We start from the raw sequence: 17,472 nt of genomic DNA, 5'->3' as shown, positions 1-17,472 counted from the left end.
TTATGAGAAAATGGATTTTTCTTCTGCCTTTTATCGTCGCCGCCTGCGCCGAAAAAAGTGTAAACCCGGAGCCGGCGACTGCGGCTGTCAACAATCCTTCAGCGACTGCTGAGTCAGATAAAAGCAAACTGCCATTCTTTATGACCATGCCTAAAGCCATGGAGCCGGTTGAATTGGTTTTTGATACCAAATACGAAGGGCGTAAGCCCGTTAACTATCGCAAAAATGACAAACTAAAAATGTCGGGCAGTGCCAGCTATTCACCTGCGGCACTTAAAGACATCGCAAAGCCTGCTAAAAAATTGAAAGCGCAGCTGTATGTTTTCGATCTTCGTCAGGAATCCCATGGTTTTATCAATGATAAACCTGTGACCTGGCAGGCAGAGCGGGACTGGGCGAATGCAGATCTGGGACACGAGGATGTGATTCACCGCGAGCGTCGCTTGTTGGGTGATTTGAAGGTCGGCGAAAAGATTCAGGGAACCGAAATTAAAAGCCTTGAAACCGAGGAAAGCCTGGTGCGCAGTTCAGGGCATCAGTACGTGCGTCTGACCGTCACGGATCATGTTCGCCCGACAGATAACGAAGTGGATCGTTTTATCGAGGCTGTTCGCGATCTGCCTGAAAATAACTGGGTGCATTTTCATTGTCGTGCTGGCAAGGGGCGCACAACAACTTTTATGGTGATGTACGACATGCTGATGAATGCGCAAACTGACACCTTTGATGCAATTGTCGAGCGTAATACCAAGCTGAGCGACGACTATGACGTAATGACTATTCCAGCAGAGACGGACTGGAAATATATCTATCAAAAAGAGCGTGCAGCCTTTGTTCAGGAGTTTTACAATTACGCCAAGGCCAACCCTAAAGGGGAAGGTAAGTACTGGTCTCAGTGGAGCAAGAAGTAATGAAAAAGATTTTAGGGCTGTGTGTGTTGGCGGTGCTTTTAAGTTCCTGTGCCACGATGAAAAAGAATTTTTGTAAATGCGAAGAGGAACTGGATTTACCGCCGGAGTGCAAACCCCGCATCATTATCAAAAAGGTTCCTGTGCCAGGTGCTCCCGCCGCGAAACCTCAGCCTCAGGTGAAAACCGGGGGCGGCATTGTGGTTCAGCAGTCCGATGTGGATTTGGGCGATAAGATGGCACGCGCGATGGATGCTTACGTATTCAATAACGAAGCCGATGATTTCACAAATCTTTGCAAAGACGAGAGATTTGACTGCTTCGTCGATGACAAGCGCTTTCCCAAAGAACGTAAACGCATCAAACGTAAAGTCCCGCCGTTTTTAAGTGGCTCGAAAATGGGCCTGCAGGACGAAAAAAGAATCCGCATCAAGTACGATTTTTACCCATAAAAAAAGGAGCCCCCGGGCTCCTTTTTTAGTTTTTGCGAATGATGATGGACTTCATCAGGGGCTCTTGATCGGGAAGCTCAAAATCCAGTCCCTGAGAAGGGGCGGGCAGAATTTTAAACGAGAACTCGCGCTTTAATTTTTCCAGGCGCAAATGCAGGTCTCCGCTATTCCATTTTTCGTAGTTCGTGCAGAACAAAAGCAGACCATTCTTCTCAAGGCAATAAAGGCAGTTTACCAAAAGCTCGTCAAAATTCTTGCTGATGGAAAAGACGCCATTTTTGGAGCGGCCAAAAGACGGTGGATCACAGATGATCAAACCAAATTTGCGCTTGCGGCGAACGGTGCCTTTTAGGAACAAAATACAGTCGCTATTCCAGAACTCGTATTTTTCGTGTTCGGGATCAAGACCATTCAGTTCGAAATTCTTTTTGCTCCAATCCAGGAAATTGGAAGAGACATCCACCGTACACACTTCGGCGGCGCCCGCCATGGCAGACACAACACTAAAGCCGCTGGTGTAAGAAAATAAATTCAGAACGCGACGATCCTGGGCATGTTCGCTGACCCACAGACGATTTTCACGCTGATCCAAAAATAATCCCGGGGAAAGTCCCGTATCACTGCGCAGTTCGTACTTTACACCGTTTTCTTTGGCAATCCAGGAAGGTTGAGTCTGGCCGATATTCCACAAAAGCTCGGCGTTGGGTTCATCACCACGATTCAACATTTTACGAATCAGAATTTTCTTTTTTAACTTTTTCGCGATTCTTTCAAAGCGCAAAAGATCAGGAACGGAAGGATCTTCCTCTTTATACCAATACACCCAAAGGTATTCGCCGTATTGGTCAATGCGGTAAGTGTCCAGTTCACGATGTGCCAGACGCAGGGATTCATCCTTTAAGGCTGAAAATCCAAACAGTCGCTCGCGTCGTTGAAAGGCTTCGGCCACCACGAGGTCTTCCTCGTGTTCATTCAGCTCGGCATCACGCGCCCACACCGGAAGGTCGGTTTCAAATTTGACGTGCTCACCACGCAAAGTGAACTCCAGGGAATGGGAATGAAGGCACAGACGATAAAACGGACTGCCGCCATGTTCATTATCACCCAGAATCGGAATGCCTTTGGCCTCGGCATGCAGGCGGATCTGATGGGGTTTTCCTGAATGCGGAGTCGCCTCCCAAAGTTGAAAACGACCCAGGGATTTAATCCATCGGAATGTCGTTTTCGAATTGGGATCTTTTTCTTTGCTGCTAACAAATTGATTTCTGACTTTTTCAATGTGCGACTGGTAAGTGAACTCCAACGAGCCTGCCGGGTGGTCAGTTAAAAAAAGATATTTCTTACTTACCAAATGTTGTTCGAAAAGGCGGGTCATGTCCGCTGCGATTTCCGAACTCGTCGCAAAGCATAGCGCGCCTGATGTTGCTTTATCCAGGCGATGCACCACGTAAAGCTTTTGATCCAATTCTTCTTCGTACACTTCAACACAGCCACGCTGCCCGTGTTCGGGAGTGTGCGTGTTGAGCCCTGCAATCTTGTCAACAAAGATGCAGCCAGCTGTAGTGGTGTAGCGAAGCTTAATCGTGCGTGTCATTCGACTAATATAGACCGGTTTTCATTGAGCGTCACTGAGAGATTCGATAGAAATGGTCATGGAGGATTTTCCAATGAATACTATGTCTAAAATTCTTTCTAAAGTTCTTTCTAAGGTTCTATTAGTGGCTTTTGCTGTGCCATTTTTGGCAGGTTGCGGGATTCAAAGCATTCCTCAATCTAAAAATGCGACTGAAGCTGCATTGGCAGAGGTATCAAATCAATACAAACGTCGAGCTGACTTGATTCCAAACCTTGTGAATGTTGTTAAAGGCTACGCGAAACACGAAGAGACCACTTTGACTCAAGTTGTGGAAGCACGTGCAAAAGCCACTTCCATGCAGATTGATCCGTCCAAAGTGACGCCTCAACAATTGGCAGAATACCAAAAAGCACAAAGTGGTTTGTCTCAGGCTTTGGGTCGTTTGATGGTGGTAACAGAAAACTATCCTAATTTGAAAGCGGATCAAAACTTCCGTGATCTTCAGGCACAGTTGGAAGGCACAGAAAATCGTATTACGATTGCCCGCCAACGTTATATCGAATCAATCAACCAGTTTAATAATCTAGTGACGGTTCCACCGACAAGCTGGACAAATTCCATCATGTACCACTTTGACAAAATGCCTCAGTGGGACATGACAGCCGAAGAAAAAGCGACGGCAGAGAAAGCTCCAGAAGTTAAATTCTAATGAAGCTACTTTCATCTCTCTCACTTCTTGTGTTTTTGTTTGTGGGCTTTACGGCCCACGCCGAATTCAAGGTTCCGGCCTTGCAAGGCCCGGTAATGGACGAAGTGGGAGTTATTCCGCGTTCCATGCGTCAGGATTTGACGCAGTTGTTATTGGATTTCAACAAGCGCGGTAAAGCCCAGATTCAAATTCTGGTGGTGAACACTCTTGAAGGCGAGCCGATTGAACAGGCTTCTATCAAGATCACCGATCAATGGAAATTGGGTGACGCTAAAAAAGACAACGGTGTTTTGTTCCTGATTGCACTTCAGGATCGACGCATGCGCATCGAAGTGGGGCAGGGACTTGAAGGAGCTATTCCCGACGTCTATGCCAAACGCATTATCGCTGATGTTGTAACGCCTTATTTCCGAAAACAGCGTTTCGCCGATGGCATCTACGCAGGTGTCGGACAGTTGATGACCCTGGCTGATAAAGAATTTGCTGATGAACAAGGGATCACCACAGACACTCGTTCCGACGACAAGGGCGGCGGAATTCCCATTGGCGTGATCATTCTTTTACTGATCATCATTTCTGTTCTAGGTCGCTTTGGTGGCGGTCGCGGCCGACACATGCGCGGTCCTGGTGGTTTCGGTGGCGGCACATTTGGTGGTGGCGGCTGGGGCTCCGGCGGCGGAGGCGGTTGGTCCGGTGGCGGCGGTGGCTTTAGTGGTGGCGGTTCTTCGGGATCTTGGTAAGTGCACACGCGCAGCGTGAGCATATAGGGGAGTGAGCAATGGCTTGGATTAATAAATACCTTTCTGAAAAAGATATCGAGCAGATTTCCCAAACCGTGCACGTGGTGGAAGAACAAACGGACGGGGAGATCGTTCCTGTTATCGTACGAAGTTCCTCTACAGTCGGTCATATTCCCATGACTCTGACTTTGTTATTGTTATTAATCCTGGTGATTGCAGAGCTTCCGTTTGCAGACCTGTTGTGGGTAACACCGTGGGTGTATGTGTGGCCGTTCCTGGTTGTAGCGGTTTATTATATTTCCTTTGCGCTGGCGAAACTTCCTTTTATTCAAAAAGTTTTCGTTCCTGAGAAAGACGAGATGTCCCAGGTGCATCAGCGGGCTCAGCTGGAGTTTTATCTGAACAAAATCAATCGCACCCAGCAGGGGACGGGGATTTTGATTTTCGTTTCGGTGATGGAGCGTAAAGCTGTGATTTTGGCCGATGAGGGAATCAACAGTAAACTTCCTCCGGAAACCTGGAATGAGGTTCTTGGAAAATTCAGCGAGCAACTGCACAAAGGCGATTGGGCTGCGGGTTTCACCGCGGCGATTGAAGCCTGTGGCAAGCACCTGCATCAGCACTTTCCGCACACTGATGGCGGACATAATCAGCTTAAAAACAATCTAGTTATTCGCTAACTTTCTGGATAAGACGAGAAATAGACAACACGTTTTTCGTCTTCAAGAACCGAAGGACTGGTGAACAGCCAAACGGTTTTTCCAGCCTTCGCCAATTCCTTACATTCATTCTTTGCGAACTCTGCAGTCCTGACTCCATTATTAAAGCACAGTACGCGGCTATTAAAGCCCAGCATCTGCATGATGATGGAAGCCGTCATATTGGGAAAGGTGAAAAGAAAGCTTTCGGGGTTCTTTGCGCCCCCTTCTACAAAAACAAAATCGGAAAGATTTGTTCCTTCAGGCAAAGCCAGAAAGATCACTTCGGGCTTGGGACGATCTTTTAAATAATCCCAACGATGAATGGCTTCACAGAACGAATAGCTGGTTTCATTCAAACTCTTCCATTGTGGAAATTTGTCTTTCCATGCAGGCTCCGCGCGCTCGCCAACATCAATCTGGATTTTCACTCGAAACCTCCTCTACACCAATCGCACAGGCGGCATAAACTCCGGTGAAGGACAGTGAGGTGATTAAAATTTGACGGTATTTGGCTATGGGCTTTTGTGAGTGGGAAAGCAAGTACTGTCCGCGCAGAGAAGGCGCAATTTCGGGGGTGTTATGAATACGAAAAACTTTTTGGGTTTTCAGAACTTCAGCCGCCGCGATAATATCGATCATGCCACTCGATCCCAATGAATTTCCAATAGACCATTTTGTGGAGGTGATGGGGACTTGGGGGCTCCCGGTGCTTTCTAAAAATGTGACCAAGGCCTCGTCTTCAGCAGCATCGTTGGTGGGATCACCGGAACCGTGGGCCACAACCAAATCAGGATTTATCGGCGCACGAGAATTTAACTCCTGCAGGATTTGCAAAAGGGGACGACTTTCTGCCTGGGGCGGAATGTGCGAAACACCCTGCGTGGTCGTGATCACCCCATTGATTTTTATATCTAACGGCGTCTTGCGATCGCGGGACACCAGCATCATCGTCAAAGCTTCCCCAAGTTGCATTCCGTCTGAATCTTTTGAAAAGGGGCGACAGGAGGTATGAGTCAAAGCACCTAACGATTCATAACCCTTTTCGAAAAAAGGACCTACCAGCTCACCAGATACGATCATCGCGTATTCAGCGCGCTCGCTATTAAAAAGATCCTGGGCATATTCCAAAGCAGCGTGGCTGGAGATATTCGCATTTCCTATGGTGCAATCAAATATCCATTGCATCTCGACCGAGTTTTCCTGAAAGTAGGTGAGAATTTCAGAATAAGGATCGTGCATCGTGCGAATGTCTTCCTGAGTTGTTTTCCAAATGTAGTCTTCAAGTGCGCCTTTGTTCGACGCAAATATTAGAACAACCCGGCTCTTCGTCAGGTCTGCATATGCCTCTTTGGAAAGTCCCTCCCGCAGGGGAAAAAGGATTTCCTTAAAGCCGCTGACAAAGATTTCTTTATAGCTTTGGGTTTTCTCTGGGGAGTTTTTTAAATAGCAGACTCTGCCGCCGGATTTCCCCGCGATAGAGCAGTCTTTTCCCGAATAAAGTGCTGACATCAAGGCAGGAGTTCCTACGCCTGCGGCCGTGGTGCAAGAATAGTTTTGGATGTACAAGGTGACTCCTTCACCCAGATTTTATTTTTCCTGATTTTTAAATTCAATTTGTCGTTTTCCCGCGAAAGAGACGATCGTCGGGACACGGTGGACAAAGGCTAGTCAATCCGAGCAACCGTTTAATTCCGTGGAATATTTCCGAAATGTAATCAAACATCAATTTAACGGAGAGAAAGTGATGATTAATCAGGAGAGAAGAATGCCAGTTGTTATTCGTAAGTCCATCCCGCCACCGGAGAAACCAGCAAACAGTGTTGCAGACCTTGGTTTAGCTCCTAACAAAAACGAGATCCTGGAAACCACCAGAAAGAAGATGGAAGATATTTTGTTGTTAATTGTCGATCATCCCGAAGAAGTTTCGGTGGGAATCGTGCAAGGAGAGCGCACGACTATTTTCAAAATTGAATGTTCACGTAGAAATTTCGGCAGAATCCTGGGGTCGCGCGGAAAGATGATCGCAAGCCTTCGTACGATTTCTTTGGCTTTGACTGCTAGACACGGTATCCGGTCTATCGTCGAGGTTCCTTACTTTGCAGCTGAAGCTGCCTAGTAGATTCGAGGAGAGATGTTCCATCCCTCCTCATCAATGACATCTTAGTTTTTTTCCAGCATCGATCCCAAATTTAAAAAATCAGAATTTGGGATTGGAGTATCCAAAAGCAGGTATTCGATCACATCATCAATAGCACCGTCAGAAGTTGTAGCCACCAGGGAAACTTTTTTGCTCAAGTAAGCACCCTCAAGGCTGTAAACGTTGCCGGATCTTTTTAGATTCAAATCAATCCAGTAACCGTTCATGTAACCTTTAAACCAATAGCCATCCGTTGTTCTGATCATGTAAAGGTCAGCAAGTTCGTTTTTAAAGAAGCCAGTAGCGCGACCTTCTTTGCGTTGTTCTGTTGGAACATCGATGCGCAATGAAGGACGGTGATTTTTAAACACACCTTTAAACCACATTGTTCCGTTGTTCGTATGCTCAATCGCAAGTTCAACACCTCGACCGTCCAATTGACCGACCATTGCAGTCTGAACAGAGTCCTGGGAGATTTTTAAATTAGTCAAACCATCAGCAGAAGTGATCTGCGTGATATTTGCAGCAGTTTGAATTTGCATTTGTTTTAAAGTTGCACCGGATTGCAAAGTCCATTGCTGAGAATTTTCAGCAGTGTTGATTTGCCAGTTAATTTGATCAGCGCCCCAAGTACCTTGAACTGTTGTAGAAGCCTGCGCGCCTGCAGCAAGCAATAAAGTCGATGCCAAAACTGATAGAAGATTCTTCATTGTTAACTCCTTAAATTAGTACCTGATAAGGCGTATTCAGAATCCTGAATGGGGTCAATAGAATCCGCATCCAGATAGCAAGACAGCCGCTATTTGAAAGTTAAAGGAGAGTGAGTGGACGCCTTTGGACGCATCTATAATGCCGCGCAATAGCCGATTTAGAAACCGCGAGATTCCCAGAAGATTCAGTGATTTGTATTTTTGGGGAACGAAGAGTGATTTCCTAAATGTCATGGCATGTTCAGCAACTATTTGTTCTATGCTATGGCATCCATATGAAAAGCTTTGCAAACACAATTCAGGAACTGATGAGTGAGATTACTCAAGACGCGCACGTTGAATCGGCATGGCTGACAGCAATGGCGCACATGGAGCATCTTGCAGCGAAACAAATTCTGGGCAACATCTCACAATCAACTCCGGCTGAGTTTGTTGAAGAGATCCGTGCCCACGCGGCTGATGAGTATCGTCATCGCGATGTCATTACCAGAATTCGTCCGATTCAGGAGCCTGCAAGCGAGGCTGAGCGGGATCTTCGCGCGCGTTTGTGCGCGATGACTGAATCCTTCACCATGAGTTATTTCGGTAATCCGGTTTTAGTGCAGGCAAACAATCGATTTGCAGCCTATGTCCATGGGGCAATCACGATTGAGCAGTTTCCTTTTCAAATTTATTCCTCTTACATTCCAGCCACCAGCTTTGCCCATATTCGTGAAGCTATGGCCGAAGTCCTAAGCGATGAAACCGCGCACATTCAACTGGGTAAGAAGTTTCGCGAATCCTTGACTGAAGAAGATCAGCTTTCTTTGCAACAGTTGCAGGCGATTGAAAAGGACATGTGCCGAATCATGGTTCAGCGCATGACTGAATTGATCCGGATTTATAAGAACTCCCAAAAAGTTCAGAATGTTGGCACAAAAGCCAGCACGCGACTGGCTTGGATGTTGGGGGAAAGACCGGCTGCGACTTTGGCATGGGTTCAGGCCTTGGGATTTTGTGAATCCAACGCTGCCATCCACATGCAGCGCGAATTCACGTCGCGAAATCTGCCGTTGCCATCACAAATGCCAGCTCACGTAGAGGATGAAATGCGCCATGCAAAGCTTTTGCAGCGTTCTGTGTTGTTGGAGCGTCGTCGCTGGTTGGCAGTTCCAGGGTACAAGGATCTGGAACATCGCCTGAACAGAAAGCTTGAAAGATATCTGGTGCGTTTTTTTAGCGCCTTGGTACGCGAACTGAAAGATCCCGAAATGCTGTACTTGTACGGCGCGTGGGGACTGGAAATGCGCGTGTTCAAACACTACAGCGATTTGGTTAAGTGGACGGATAACGTCGGAGTCGCCTACATCGTATCCGACATTCTGGAAGATGAAGCAGAGCACACCAAGATGGTGAATGCCACCTTGAATGAGAAGAATCTGCTGAACCCCGAAATTCTAAAGTTCGTGCGCCAGATGGAAGAGGATATTTTTGAACAAATCGCAGCCGGAGTGATTGAGATTCTGGCAGAGTTTGATTTGAAGCCTTCATTTACACCTCCATATATCGGAGCGTTTTCATGCGTGCCATCACGTGCCTTGGCCGAAGTTGGCGCTGATTGTGCGGAACTTGTCGAACAACCGGCTTTAATGGAGCTTTAATCGTGGCAGTTGCTTATATTTTTCCAGGACTTAATGCCCTGATCAGAAAATCAGATCGCAATCGTTTTTCCCATCTTCCGGAAGTGCAAAAGTATTTTGCAAAGGCCGAAGAAATTATTGCCACGCGCTTTAATAAGAATTTTTCCTTTCGGGAATTTCTGGAACTTCCTACCGAGGAAATCTATTCCATTAAAAACATCAGCCTGGCGGCTGTCGCAATTTGCTGCATTCAAACGGGTGTGGCGGAGCGCTTGCGCGATGAATTCGGCCATCCACCTGATTGGGTGATGGGTTGCTCGTTGGGGGACTTGGCCCGCGCAGTCTTTGCTGGCGCCTACAGTTTTGAAGATGCGGTTTTCAACCACATCTGGTTCACGCAAAGAATTGACGGTATTGATCAAATCGGTCGAAACATTGGAGTGCTGGCACCAAAGTCAGAAATATTTCAGGAAGAAGATTACATCTGGTTCGCCGAGACTCAGGTAGATGTGTCTTGTCTTACGCCGCGATTTTTAAATATTGGCGGACGTTACGAGGATCTGAAAAAAGTTGAAGAACGCGCCCGGGACAAAGGCTGGAATACTATGAATATCCTGGATTATCCGGCTCACTCTCGTTACATCTTGCCGTACGTCTTAGCGGTCGAAAGTGATTTCACTCATGTCCGCACCTTTACTCCTCAAATCCGCATTTTCTCAAGTTTAAGTGCGCAGGAACTAACAGATCCCAAGATTATCAAAGAAGAATTTCTCCTAAGCATTACACGTACAATTCATTGGTCTGAAGCCGTTCAAAAACTGGTGCAGGAAAAAGGCATTCGTAAGTTTATTAACGTCGGTCCTTGCCGTAGTCTTTCGGGATTAATGCGCGATATTCCGGTCAACGTTGAGACTGTAGAAGCTTTCGAGGTATTGGAGCAAATTCACGTTTAACGCAAAAAGCTGTCTGCGCAAACTAGACTGTAAAATATTTAGTTAGTTAGTATGCTTAACGAATGGGTTCTGAGTTTGTCGAAATCGATGGGGATGCGCTGAAGGAGTTGTTGCAGAGTAAACTGCTTTCGCGTTTTGATTTGGCGGTTCAGCTTCGAGTTTCCCCGAAAACCGTGCAACGTTGGTTAAATCATACCATTCTCAAAGTAAAACCGGACACCATTGAGCGCATCGCAGAAGTATTGGCAGTCGATCCAAATTCTATACGTCGCAATCGGCACAATCTGAAAATTCGTCCAGTGAATAAAGCACTGGCGGAGTTTTGTTCGGAAAAGCATTTCGATCAAGTCCGTCTTAAGGATAATTGGCAACATTTTCGTCAGGTTTTAAAAGGCGTAAAGCTGGAGGAACTACCTTCGGAACAACAGATGGAAGTGTGCCGGAATATCGGCATCAGTTCTTTTTACCTGGGGAAATTTCGATCTGCCACTTTGTATCTAAAGAACGCTTTACGGCTGGCAGAAAGCCTTTCACAAAATGAAATGCGCGCCAATATTCTTGTTTGGAAAGCCCGTCTTAATGAAACTTTGGGCGACTTTCCCAAATCATTGTCCTTTTTGGAAACCGCAGAAACTTTTTTTTCCGAAGCGACTCGTTTAAGTGTCATTGCCGAGCATTCCTATGTGCTGGGTCGGGTGCACATGCATCAGGGAAGAAATGAGGAAGCTGTTCTGGAATTGCGTCGGGGAATCATGCTTTCTTATCGGCAGCAATCCAAAAGGCATGGTCTGCTGATTGCGTGGTCTTATGTCATGTTGACATACGTTTATTTCAGATTGAAAGACTACCGTCGCGCCGAAGTGACTGTGCGACGCTTAGGCCGCTCCGCTGAACGATTGGGATGGAGCCGCGGTTTGGTTTTGGCTAACTATTATCAGGGGATTTTAGCAGCTTTTCAGGGGCAAAATCCGGAAATCTCAAGGCAGGCTTTCGGCAAAGCCCGTGCAACTTTACGAGCGACCGAGATTGATCGTTTCTGTCCACAGTTGGCGCAGGCCGCGTTTATTTACCACATTCTAACTGGCCGTCATGAAGAGGCAAAAGCATCAATGGTGGATCGTCTTCATAAAACCCGTCATGCCACTCATTTATGGTCGCAGGCCGTGTTGGATGGTCTTCTTTTGGCAAAATTAAGTCCTGGGATGAACACAGTTCGTGGCAGTATGGTTGAGGCAGCCAAAGATCATTTTCAGACGTATCAGGTAGAGCTTCCCCTGGAGCTAATGAATCGACTGCAGGGACGCTCCGGAATTTCGGCAAAAGAGATTCCTGATTTTTACTATTTCTAGAATTAATTTAGATAGCGTCCCGGAAGCACCGGTTGCGCGGGAAGTCCTCTGAGCTTGCGCAGCTTCATCTTGCGCTCCCGGCCCAAATTAAGAGCATCAAGGATGTCTTTGGATTCCACTTTCAATTTACTTTTACTATATAGCCATTCTTTGGTTTTCGTATTGTAGAAGTAACGGCCGTGAACATTTGGATTTGGCAGGGGCCGACCCTTTAACCAAACTGCTGAGCTGTATTCTTCAGCGGTGTCCTGATTTCCCTGCATAAACTCCCAAATCCAGAGGCGTTCATAATACTCAGGGTCGTTTTCTGTTAATGCAACATCCGCGATTTGAGTAAGGACTCCCAGGGGGCGGGCATCATTATCTATGAAGGCTTCGACTTTTCCGGTGCGATTATCGATGACTGTGACGAACCGACCTTCCTTGGATGTGTAGATGGCAAAGTTGGGATTGCCGGCAAAGTCAGCGGGACGCTTACCTAACAGACCGCCTCGTTCTATCACGGCCTTGGCACTATAAAGTGACCCTGTGCCCATGGTGTGACGGAAATCGAAAGCGCGATGCTGAAACAAATTAAAAAACAGAACTCGGCCAGGGTATTCATTCAGTAGTCCCTTGGATTTCCAGATTTCGCCGTCACCTTTCATCAGCAGGGTGCCAACGTCGACGAAACCTTTACCGCCAGAAGCCACGCTCATCTCAACCCACTTCAACATGTTAGTGGCGATTTTCAGGGAAAACTTGTCGATAGAGTCGTCGTATTTTTTTTGATTATTAAGTTTGATTTGATAATTGGTTTCCAGCGCAGTCCCACCCCAGATTCCACTGAACGTGGTGATTTGCGCATCCATCAACCAGAACTCCTCGCCCGTCATACGGTAAAGAGTCAGATACATTCCGGCGCGGTCATTGTTGGCTAAGAAGCTTCGTAAGTGGGGAATGTCCTGAGCGGTAACGCCAGGTGCATCAGCGGGGTTTACAGTCTCTTGGATATAATTCGGAGTCGTAAACGCAATGTCACCACTGCTGCCATAAACAGGCATAGCGGTATGAAATAATCCCACTGCTGTACAAAGAGTAAGCAGTGGAAGTTTCATCAAATAAAAGCAAGAACGCAGGGACAACATATCTTCAGAATGTTGCAATTGCAGGGCCAAAAAAGCTGAGTGAATCTTCGAACATCCACTCAGCCGGGCAGACTATTTATAGTCGTTAAATCCCTTGTCGCCGGGAGTGTAGTACGTCGTTGGATCTGAAGGAGTGAGAGCCTTGCCTTCCTTGAGTTTCATCACCAAATCTGGATTTGAAATGAACGGACGACCGAAGGCGACCAAGTCTCCTTTTCCGTCTTTAAGATCCTGTTCTGCACGTTGAGCATCGTAACCACCCGAGGTGATGTACAAGCCTTTGAAATTTTGCTGAATCAGTTTTTTAATCTCCGGGCTGACGGGTGGAGCGCCCATTGCACTGTGGTCGACCACGTGAATGTAAGCCAGCCCCAGATCCGAAAGCTTTTGGCTTAAAGTCATATAGAATTCATTGATGCCGTCAAAAGCACCAGTGTCATTGAATACGCCATAAGGAGAAACTCGAATTCCCAAGCGATCGCCACCGATTTTTTCAACGATGCCTTTGCAGATTTCCAAAACAAAGCGCATGCGATTTTCTGGCGAGCCCCCATACATGTCAGTGCGTTTATTCACCACAGGGTTTAAAAATTGCTCAATCAAATATCCATTGGCACCGTGAAGCTCGACGCCGTCAAATCCTGCTTGCACCGCAAGCTCCGCACTGTGGATAAATTCCTGAATGGCCGTTTTTATTTCCTCAGTCGTCATTTCACTGGGTGTCGGATAGGCTTGTTGTTGAGCCGTGTCTGTCCAAATTTTTCCACTCAGTGCTGCAGCTGTCGGCGCCAAAACTTTGGCATCTTTCGGAAGATTGTCAGGATGAGAGGCGCGACCTGTGTGCATCAATTGCACGAAGATATGTCCACCTTTGGCATGGACAGCATCAGTCACTTTTTTCCAGCTCGCCACTTGTTCTTGATTATAAAGACCCGGAATGCGCGCATAACCCAATCCGTTTGGTGAAGGCGAAATACCTTCCGTGATGATAAGACCCGCCGAAGCACGATCTGCATAATACTTTTCGATCATCTCGTTGGCCAAATTCCCAATGGCCCGAGACCGAGTCATCGGAGCCATCGCAATTCGATTAGAAAGTTTAATTCGTCCCATTTGAACAGGTTGAAACAATGGTCGATCCATCAGCAGTGTCCTTTCACTAAAAGCGCATTCAGTAACAATACTGAGCACGTTTCCAAAAAAGGCAAGCTGGGTTTTTACATAGTTGTTTTGACTGGTTGGTATGTCGGATTTTAACGCATATCAAAACCGATCGGTTCTGCATCGCGCATTAAACCACCGCCGCGGTGGCGGTGGTTTACAGGTATGCACAGAGCAACTTTTATAACAAGTTATGTTCTGTGCTTAGGATTACTTCTTTAGTTCGTTTTCAATAGCTTGCTTGATCGGCTCGTAACCGATGTCTTCAAGTTTTTTACCGTTTACAAAAAATGTTGGGGTTTGGGTTACTCCCAGCATTTTGCCGTCGGCAAAATCAGCGTCGACCTTCCAGCGGTGCTTGCTCAAAAGGACATTCTCTTCAAAAGATGCAGCGTCGCTCACTCCTGCGGAAACCAGGAATTTGGGAATGAGTTCAGGCTTTGGTGCGTGATGATCGCCCCAGGCGGGTAGATTTTCAAACAAGGCAGAAAGGGATTCCCAGTATTTACCTTTTTCGCGGGCTTCCTCAAGATAGGTCGCTGCCATCATCGAGTTTCCATGAAAAGGCATATAACGAACAATCAACTGAACTTTTCCGTCATACTCTTTCATCAGTTGCTTCACGATCGGAGCCATCGCACTGCAGGCTTCGCATTCTGGATCTAAAAATTCGACAATTTTTACCTCAGCGGTATCAGGGCCCAGTCGTGGGTTGTGCTCTTTAATAAGCTCCGTCGTCTTTACCTCTGGAGTTTTCTCCGCTTCCGCATTTTTATAATTATGCTTGAACAGAATAAAAGTACCGATGACCGCTATGACTGCAACTGCGACAAAGTATTTACTGCTTTTCATAAGACCTTTCAGATTTGAATATCAAATAACAAACGATGCTTAAAAGTAGGAACGCTATAAGCGACAAAAAAGGAATGGTTATGAAGCCCATCCACTCGATTTGTCGTGAGGTGCAGGAGATCCCCTGGGTGCAAGGTGTGATGCTATCCGGGATGATTTTGTAATAAAGGAGATTGTGATAAACAGCTATGCCGAATCCAATCAGGCTGAGTGTGAATCCATAAACGGCGCTGTCCTTGACGTTCTTCACCAGTGGTAAACCGAAAACCACGACCAGCGGATACATGCAAACTCTTTGGTACCAGCAGAGTACGCAAGGCGGAAGTTTCATCACGTCACTGAAAAACAAACTTCCAGCTGTCGCAATCAACGAAATTAGAAAAGCCAGCTGTAAAAGCTGCGTCTGTTTTTTGTTCATAGGCAGAAATCTCCCGAGCACTCATAAAAACTCTGGAGTTACTCTAGGGTCAAGCGATGGCAACAATATGAATGGGATGTTTGGTGCTGCGAAAAAGAAATGGTGCAGTCGGCAGGACTCGAACCTGCAACCCCTTGGTTCGAAGCCAAGTGCTCTATCCATTGAACTACGACTGCACAACGGGGCTTAGACTAACAACGATGCTTACGGTAAATCAACTGATAGCGTGATGCGCCGCAAGGCCTGTGGCTGGAATGAACATTTGAAAACCAGAGGGGAGGTTGGGGCATAAAGTCCCCTCTGGTCGTGGTTTTGACGACAATTTGGACGATTTTCTGCGAACTTTCAGGCTAGTTCCTAGACAGTTAAAAAAATATTAAAGTCTAAACATGAGCGGGCCGAATTCATCGGCATGACAAACGCGAATTTAAAAATCACTATTTTATCCGTAATCCTTGTAACCTTCTTCTCCGCTCACCAAGCGGCTGCGATGGCGAAGCCGCCTATCTCAGACACTCCGACTACAACTCCAAAGCCAACGCCAACTCCGACGCCTAAACCGTCGCCTTCTCCATCTCCAACACCGTCCGAGCCTACGACAGGCCGTCAAGTGACGCCGCTGTGGGAGAGCGCTCATGCTGATGGTAAGAAATGGACTGACTACGTGGATGCTCAGCTTGAAGTCCTGGGTCAGGATCTGTTGGACGTGAAGCCTGCAGACGCGACGACATTTTGTCCCAAGTACAATTCCTTGTCTTATCAAGAGCGCAAAGAATTTTGGACTTACCTGATGTCGCAAATGGTGAAGTACGAAAGTAACTTTAAGCCAGCAACGGCCTACACTGAAGCCTTCAACGACAGCAAAGGCAACCGTGTGGTCAGCCGTGGTTTGTTGCAACTTTCCATAGAAAGCGGCAATGCCTATGGATGTGGATTTAAATCAGCAAGTGAAGTGCATGATCCATATAAAAACCTAGCTTGCGGTATTCGCATCCTGAATCGCTGGATGGAGCGCGACGCTCGTATCGCTGGTAAAGTCAGCGGCAGCTGGAAGGGCGGAGCTCGTTATTGGTCAGTCTTACGTTCAACGAACTCCCCTTACGCGAAAATCGTAGCGGGCACAAAAGCTATCTCGATCTGTAAGTAATCTAATTTTCTGGTTTAATTTTCTGGCAGGGGAATGATATCCGGTTCCCCTGGTACCTGCGGAAACGAACGGTCAGCCCACTTCGTTTTCGCAGCTTCAATTTTCTCCTTCGACGAAGAAACAAAATTCCAATAAATATGGCGCGGCTCCGGGAACGGAGTTCCGCCCAGCACGATAAACTGGGTGTCCTCTTCCGCGAACACATGCAGGGGTGAGCCCTGATGCAAAACCACGAAGTCGTCCGGGGGAATGCTTTTTTCGCCCACTTTCAAGCGGCCCTTTAAAATATAAAACGCCAGTTCGTCTCCGCGGGGATCAAAGTAAAATTCCTTGTCGGTTTTCAAATGCACATCCATGAAAAACAGATCCGAAAACACCTCGACGGGGGAGGCATGGTCTAAAGCAGCCCCGGCGATCAAAATCACATCAGCATCTTTGACTTTAAAACGGGGAATGGATGCTTTCGGGTGATGCATAAAGCTGGGCTTGCGATCTTCCTCTGCCAATGGCAGCGCCACCCAGAATTGCAACAGATGCAGACGGTGGGGGACATCTTTAAGATCAGCGGGAGTGGTTTCCGAATGAGAGATTCCCTCACCCGCAGTCATCCAGTTCACATCACCGGGATTCAGCAGCACTTTGTTTTCCAGACTATCGTGATGCAGTACCTGTCCTTCCAGAAGATAGCTTAAAGTTGAAAGTCCAATGTGCGGGTGAGGACGCACGTGAATACCCTGCTGCGGGCCGAAATCTGTTGCTGGAAAATAATCAAAAAAGATAAAGGGGCCGACCATGCGTTTCTTCGCATAGGGAATCATACGATGCACCTCAGAACCTCCTCCGAGAGAAAGCAGACGCGGTGGAATTTCCATCAAGATGCTATTTTCAGTGACGCTCATGTTAATGCCCCTTT

Annotated in this window: 19 protein-coding genes and 1 tRNA gene; 10 read left to right on the top strand and 10 right to left on the bottom strand. The window is 46.9% G+C overall.

Annotated elements, in window-relative coordinates; translation table 11 throughout:
- Positions 1-2 precede the first annotated feature (2 nt).
- Positions 3-911 carry a fused DSP-PTPase phosphatase/NAD kinase-like protein gene (locus tag ACLWNV_RS12745; protein WP_413584822.1) on the top strand — a complete coding sequence of 303 codons (909 nt, stop codon included), beginning with the start codon at positions 3-5 and terminating at the stop codon, positions 909-911.
- Positions 911-1,360 carry a hypothetical protein gene (locus tag ACLWNV_RS12740; RefSeq protein WP_413584821.1) on the top strand — a complete coding sequence of 150 codons (450 nt, stop codon included), beginning with the start codon at positions 911-913 and terminating at the stop codon, positions 1,358-1,360. The genes ACLWNV_RS12745 and ACLWNV_RS12740 overlap by 1 nt, the downstream gene beginning before the upstream one ends.
- A 25-nt stretch (positions 1,361-1,385) precedes the next feature.
- On the opposite strand, the gene ACLWNV_RS12735 is transcribed toward ACLWNV_RS12740, so the two are convergent.
- Positions 1,386-2,954: a class I SAM-dependent methyltransferase gene (locus ACLWNV_RS12735; RefSeq protein WP_413584820.1), complete on the bottom strand. Its 1,569-nt coding sequence runs from the start codon at positions 2,952-2,954 to the stop codon at positions 1,386-1,388.
- Positions 2,955-3,036: 82 nt separating this feature from the next.
- Between ACLWNV_RS12735 and ACLWNV_RS12730 the strand changes: the two genes are divergently transcribed.
- From ACLWNV_RS12730 to ACLWNV_RS12720, 3 genes are read left to right on the top strand one after another with little or no spacing between them, the layout of a single operon-like run.
- The gene (locus ACLWNV_RS12730) at positions 3,037-3,645 is read left to right on the top strand and encodes a LemA family protein (protein ID WP_413587636.1); all 609 of its coding nucleotides are present in this window, start codon (positions 3,037-3,039) and stop codon (positions 3,643-3,645) included.
- Positions 3,645-4,385 carry a TPM domain-containing protein gene (locus ACLWNV_RS12725; RefSeq protein ID WP_413584819.1) on the top strand — a complete coding sequence of 247 codons (741 nt, stop codon included), beginning with the start codon at positions 3,645-3,647 and terminating at the stop codon, positions 4,383-4,385. The genes ACLWNV_RS12730 and ACLWNV_RS12725 overlap by 1 nt, the downstream gene beginning before the upstream one ends.
- Positions 4,386-4,423: 38 nt before the next feature.
- The gene (locus ACLWNV_RS12720) at positions 4,424-5,065 is read left to right on the top strand and encodes a TPM domain-containing protein (RefSeq protein ID WP_413584818.1); all 642 of its coding nucleotides are present in this window, start codon (positions 4,424-4,426) and stop codon (positions 5,063-5,065) included.
- Here the strand turns inward: ACLWNV_RS12720 and ACLWNV_RS12715 are convergent.
- Both ACLWNV_RS12715 and ACLWNV_RS12710 read right to left on the bottom strand, forming a co-directional pair.
- Positions 5,062-5,514 carry a hypothetical protein gene (locus ACLWNV_RS12715; protein WP_413584817.1) on the bottom strand — a complete coding sequence of 151 codons (453 nt, stop codon included), beginning with the start codon at positions 5,512-5,514 and terminating at the stop codon, positions 5,062-5,064. The genes ACLWNV_RS12720 and ACLWNV_RS12715 overlap by 4 nt on opposite strands.
- Positions 5,498-6,652 carry a beta-ketoacyl synthase N-terminal-like domain-containing protein gene (locus ACLWNV_RS12710; protein WP_413584816.1) on the bottom strand — a complete coding sequence of 385 codons (1,155 nt, stop codon included), beginning with the start codon at positions 6,650-6,652 and terminating at the stop codon, positions 5,498-5,500. The genes ACLWNV_RS12715 and ACLWNV_RS12710 overlap by 17 nt, the downstream gene beginning before the upstream one ends.
- Positions 6,653-6,851: 199 nt before the next feature.
- Between ACLWNV_RS12710 and ACLWNV_RS12705 the strand changes: the two genes are divergently transcribed.
- On the top strand, positions 6,852-7,202 hold the full coding sequence (locus ACLWNV_RS12705; protein WP_413584815.1) for a KH domain-containing protein: 351 nt from the start codon (positions 6,852-6,854) through the stop codon (positions 7,200-7,202).
- Between the two features lie 44 nt (positions 7,203-7,246).
- Here ACLWNV_RS12705 and ACLWNV_RS12700 read toward each other — a convergent pair whose 3' ends face one another.
- Positions 7,247-7,933 carry a hypothetical protein gene (locus ACLWNV_RS12700; RefSeq protein WP_413584814.1) on the bottom strand — a complete coding sequence of 229 codons (687 nt, stop codon included), beginning with the start codon at positions 7,931-7,933 and terminating at the stop codon, positions 7,247-7,249.
- 275 nt (positions 7,934-8,208) lie between these two features.
- Here ACLWNV_RS12700 and ACLWNV_RS12695 point away from each other — a divergent pair, with 275 nt between their 5' ends.
- From ACLWNV_RS12695 to ACLWNV_RS12685, 3 genes are all read left to right on the top strand, one after another.
- Positions 8,209-9,573, top strand: coding sequence for a ferritin-like domain-containing protein (locus ACLWNV_RS12695; RefSeq protein ID WP_413584813.1), 1,365 nt, complete (start codon positions 8,209-8,211; stop codon positions 9,571-9,573).
- 2 nt (positions 9,574-9,575) lie between these two features.
- Positions 9,576-10,505 (top strand): acyltransferase domain-containing protein, encoded by a 930-nt coding sequence (locus tag ACLWNV_RS12690; protein ID WP_413584812.1) that lies wholly within the window; start codon positions 9,576-9,578, stop codon positions 10,503-10,505.
- Positions 10,506-10,567: 62 nt separating this feature from the next.
- Positions 10,568-11,854 carry a hypothetical protein gene (locus ACLWNV_RS12685; RefSeq protein ID WP_413584811.1) on the top strand — a complete coding sequence of 429 codons (1,287 nt, stop codon included), beginning with the start codon at positions 10,568-10,570 and terminating at the stop codon, positions 11,852-11,854.
- 2 nt (positions 11,855-11,856) lie between these two features.
- On the opposite strand, the gene ACLWNV_RS12680 is transcribed toward ACLWNV_RS12685, so the two are convergent.
- From ACLWNV_RS12680 to ACLWNV_RS12660, 5 genes are all read right to left on the bottom strand, one after another.
- Positions 11,857-12,951, bottom strand: a complete 1,095-nt coding sequence (locus ACLWNV_RS12680; protein ID WP_413584810.1) for a hypothetical protein — start codon at positions 12,949-12,951, stop codon at positions 11,857-11,859.
- Between the two features lie 102 nt (positions 12,952-13,053).
- Positions 13,054-14,124 carry an alkene reductase gene (locus ACLWNV_RS12675; protein ID WP_413584809.1) on the bottom strand — a complete coding sequence of 357 codons (1,071 nt, stop codon included), beginning with the start codon at positions 14,122-14,124 and terminating at the stop codon, positions 13,054-13,056.
- A 228-nt stretch (positions 14,125-14,352) separates the two neighbouring features.
- The gene (locus ACLWNV_RS12670; protein WP_413584808.1) at positions 14,353-14,994 is read right to left on the bottom strand and encodes a DsbA family protein; all 642 of its coding nucleotides are present in this window, start codon (positions 14,992-14,994) and stop codon (positions 14,353-14,355) included.
- Positions 14,981-15,412, bottom strand: a complete 432-nt coding sequence (locus ACLWNV_RS12665) for a disulfide oxidoreductase (protein ID WP_413584807.1) — start codon at positions 15,410-15,412, stop codon at positions 14,981-14,983. The genes ACLWNV_RS12670 and ACLWNV_RS12665 overlap by 14 nt, the downstream gene beginning before the upstream one ends.
- A 100-nt stretch (positions 15,413-15,512) precedes the next feature.
- Positions 15,513-15,588: transfer RNA gene (locus ACLWNV_RS12660), tRNA-Arg, on the bottom strand.
- A gap of 236 nt (positions 15,589-15,824) precedes the next feature.
- On the opposite strand from ACLWNV_RS12660, the gene ACLWNV_RS12655 reads away from it, so the two are divergent.
- Positions 15,825-16,559, top strand: a complete 735-nt coding sequence (locus ACLWNV_RS12655; protein ID WP_413584806.1) for a transglycosylase SLT domain-containing protein — start codon at positions 15,825-15,827, stop codon at positions 16,557-16,559.
- A 14-nt stretch (positions 16,560-16,573) separates the two neighbouring features.
- Here ACLWNV_RS12655 and ACLWNV_RS12650 read toward each other — a convergent pair whose 3' ends face one another.
- Complete coding sequence (locus tag ACLWNV_RS12650) at positions 16,574-17,458, bottom strand: pirin family protein (protein WP_413584805.1); 885 nt, start codon at positions 17,456-17,458, stop codon at positions 16,574-16,576.
- Between the last annotated feature and the right edge of the window lie 14 nt (positions 17,459-17,472).

The organism is Bdellovibrio sp. HCB274, assembly GCF_047306075.1.
In the GTDB taxonomy this organism is placed as follows: Bacteria; Bdellovibrionota; Bdellovibrionia; order Bdellovibrionales; family Bdellovibrionaceae; genus Bdellovibrio.
Note: the sequence above shows the minus strand (reverse complement) of the source record. Positions and strands in the feature narration are given on the sequence as shown.

Coding starts and splice junctions, on each gene's coding strand:
- ACLWNV_RS12655 (WP_413584806.1), top strand. CDS start 15,825: ATGACAAACGCGAATTTAAAAATCACTATTTTATCCGTAATCCTTGTA.
- ACLWNV_RS12675 (WP_413584809.1), bottom strand. CDS start 14,124: ATGGATCGACCATTGTTTCAACCTGTTCAAATGGGACGAATTAAACTT.
- ACLWNV_RS12680 (WP_413584810.1), bottom strand. CDS start 12,951: ATGAAACTTCCACTGCTTACTCTTTGTACAGCAGTGGGATTATTTCAT.
- ACLWNV_RS12685 (WP_413584811.1), top strand. CDS start 10,568: ATGGGTTCTGAGTTTGTCGAAATCGATGGGGATGCGCTGAAGGAGTTG.
- ACLWNV_RS12650 (WP_413584805.1), bottom strand. CDS start 17,458: ATGAGCGTCACTGAAAATAGCATCTTGATGGAAATTCCACCGCGTCTG.
- ACLWNV_RS12670 (WP_413584808.1), bottom strand. CDS start 14,994: ATGAAAAGCAGTAAATACTTTGTCGCAGTTGCAGTCATAGCGGTCATC.
- ACLWNV_RS12725 (WP_413584819.1), top strand. CDS start 3,645: ATGAAGCTACTTTCATCTCTCTCACTTCTTGTGTTTTTGTTTGTGGGC.
- ACLWNV_RS12665 (WP_413584807.1), bottom strand. CDS start 15,412: ATGAACAAAAAACAGACGCAGCTTTTACAGCTGGCTTTTCTAATTTCG.
- ACLWNV_RS12705 (WP_413584815.1), top strand. CDS start 6,852: ATGCCAGTTGTTATTCGTAAGTCCATCCCGCCACCGGAGAAACCAGCA.
- ACLWNV_RS12740 (WP_413584821.1), top strand. CDS start 911: ATGAAAAAGATTTTAGGGCTGTGTGTGTTGGCGGTGCTTTTAAGTTCC.
- ACLWNV_RS12730 (WP_413587636.1), top strand. CDS start 3,037: ATGTCTAAAATTCTTTCTAAAGTTCTTTCTAAGGTTCTATTAGTGGCT.
- ACLWNV_RS12695 (WP_413584813.1), top strand. CDS start 8,209: ATGAAAAGCTTTGCAAACACAATTCAGGAACTGATGAGTGAGATTACT.
- ACLWNV_RS12745 (WP_413584822.1), top strand. CDS start 3: ATGAGAAAATGGATTTTTCTTCTGCCTTTTATCGTCGCCGCCTGCGCC.
- ACLWNV_RS12700 (WP_413584814.1), bottom strand. CDS start 7,933: ATGAAGAATCTTCTATCAGTTTTGGCATCGACTTTATTGCTTGCTGCA.
- ACLWNV_RS12735 (WP_413584820.1), bottom strand. CDS start 2,954: ATGACACGCACGATTAAGCTTCGCTACACCACTACAGCTGGCTGCATC.
- ACLWNV_RS12720 (WP_413584818.1), top strand. CDS start 4,424: ATGGCTTGGATTAATAAATACCTTTCTGAAAAAGATATCGAGCAGATT.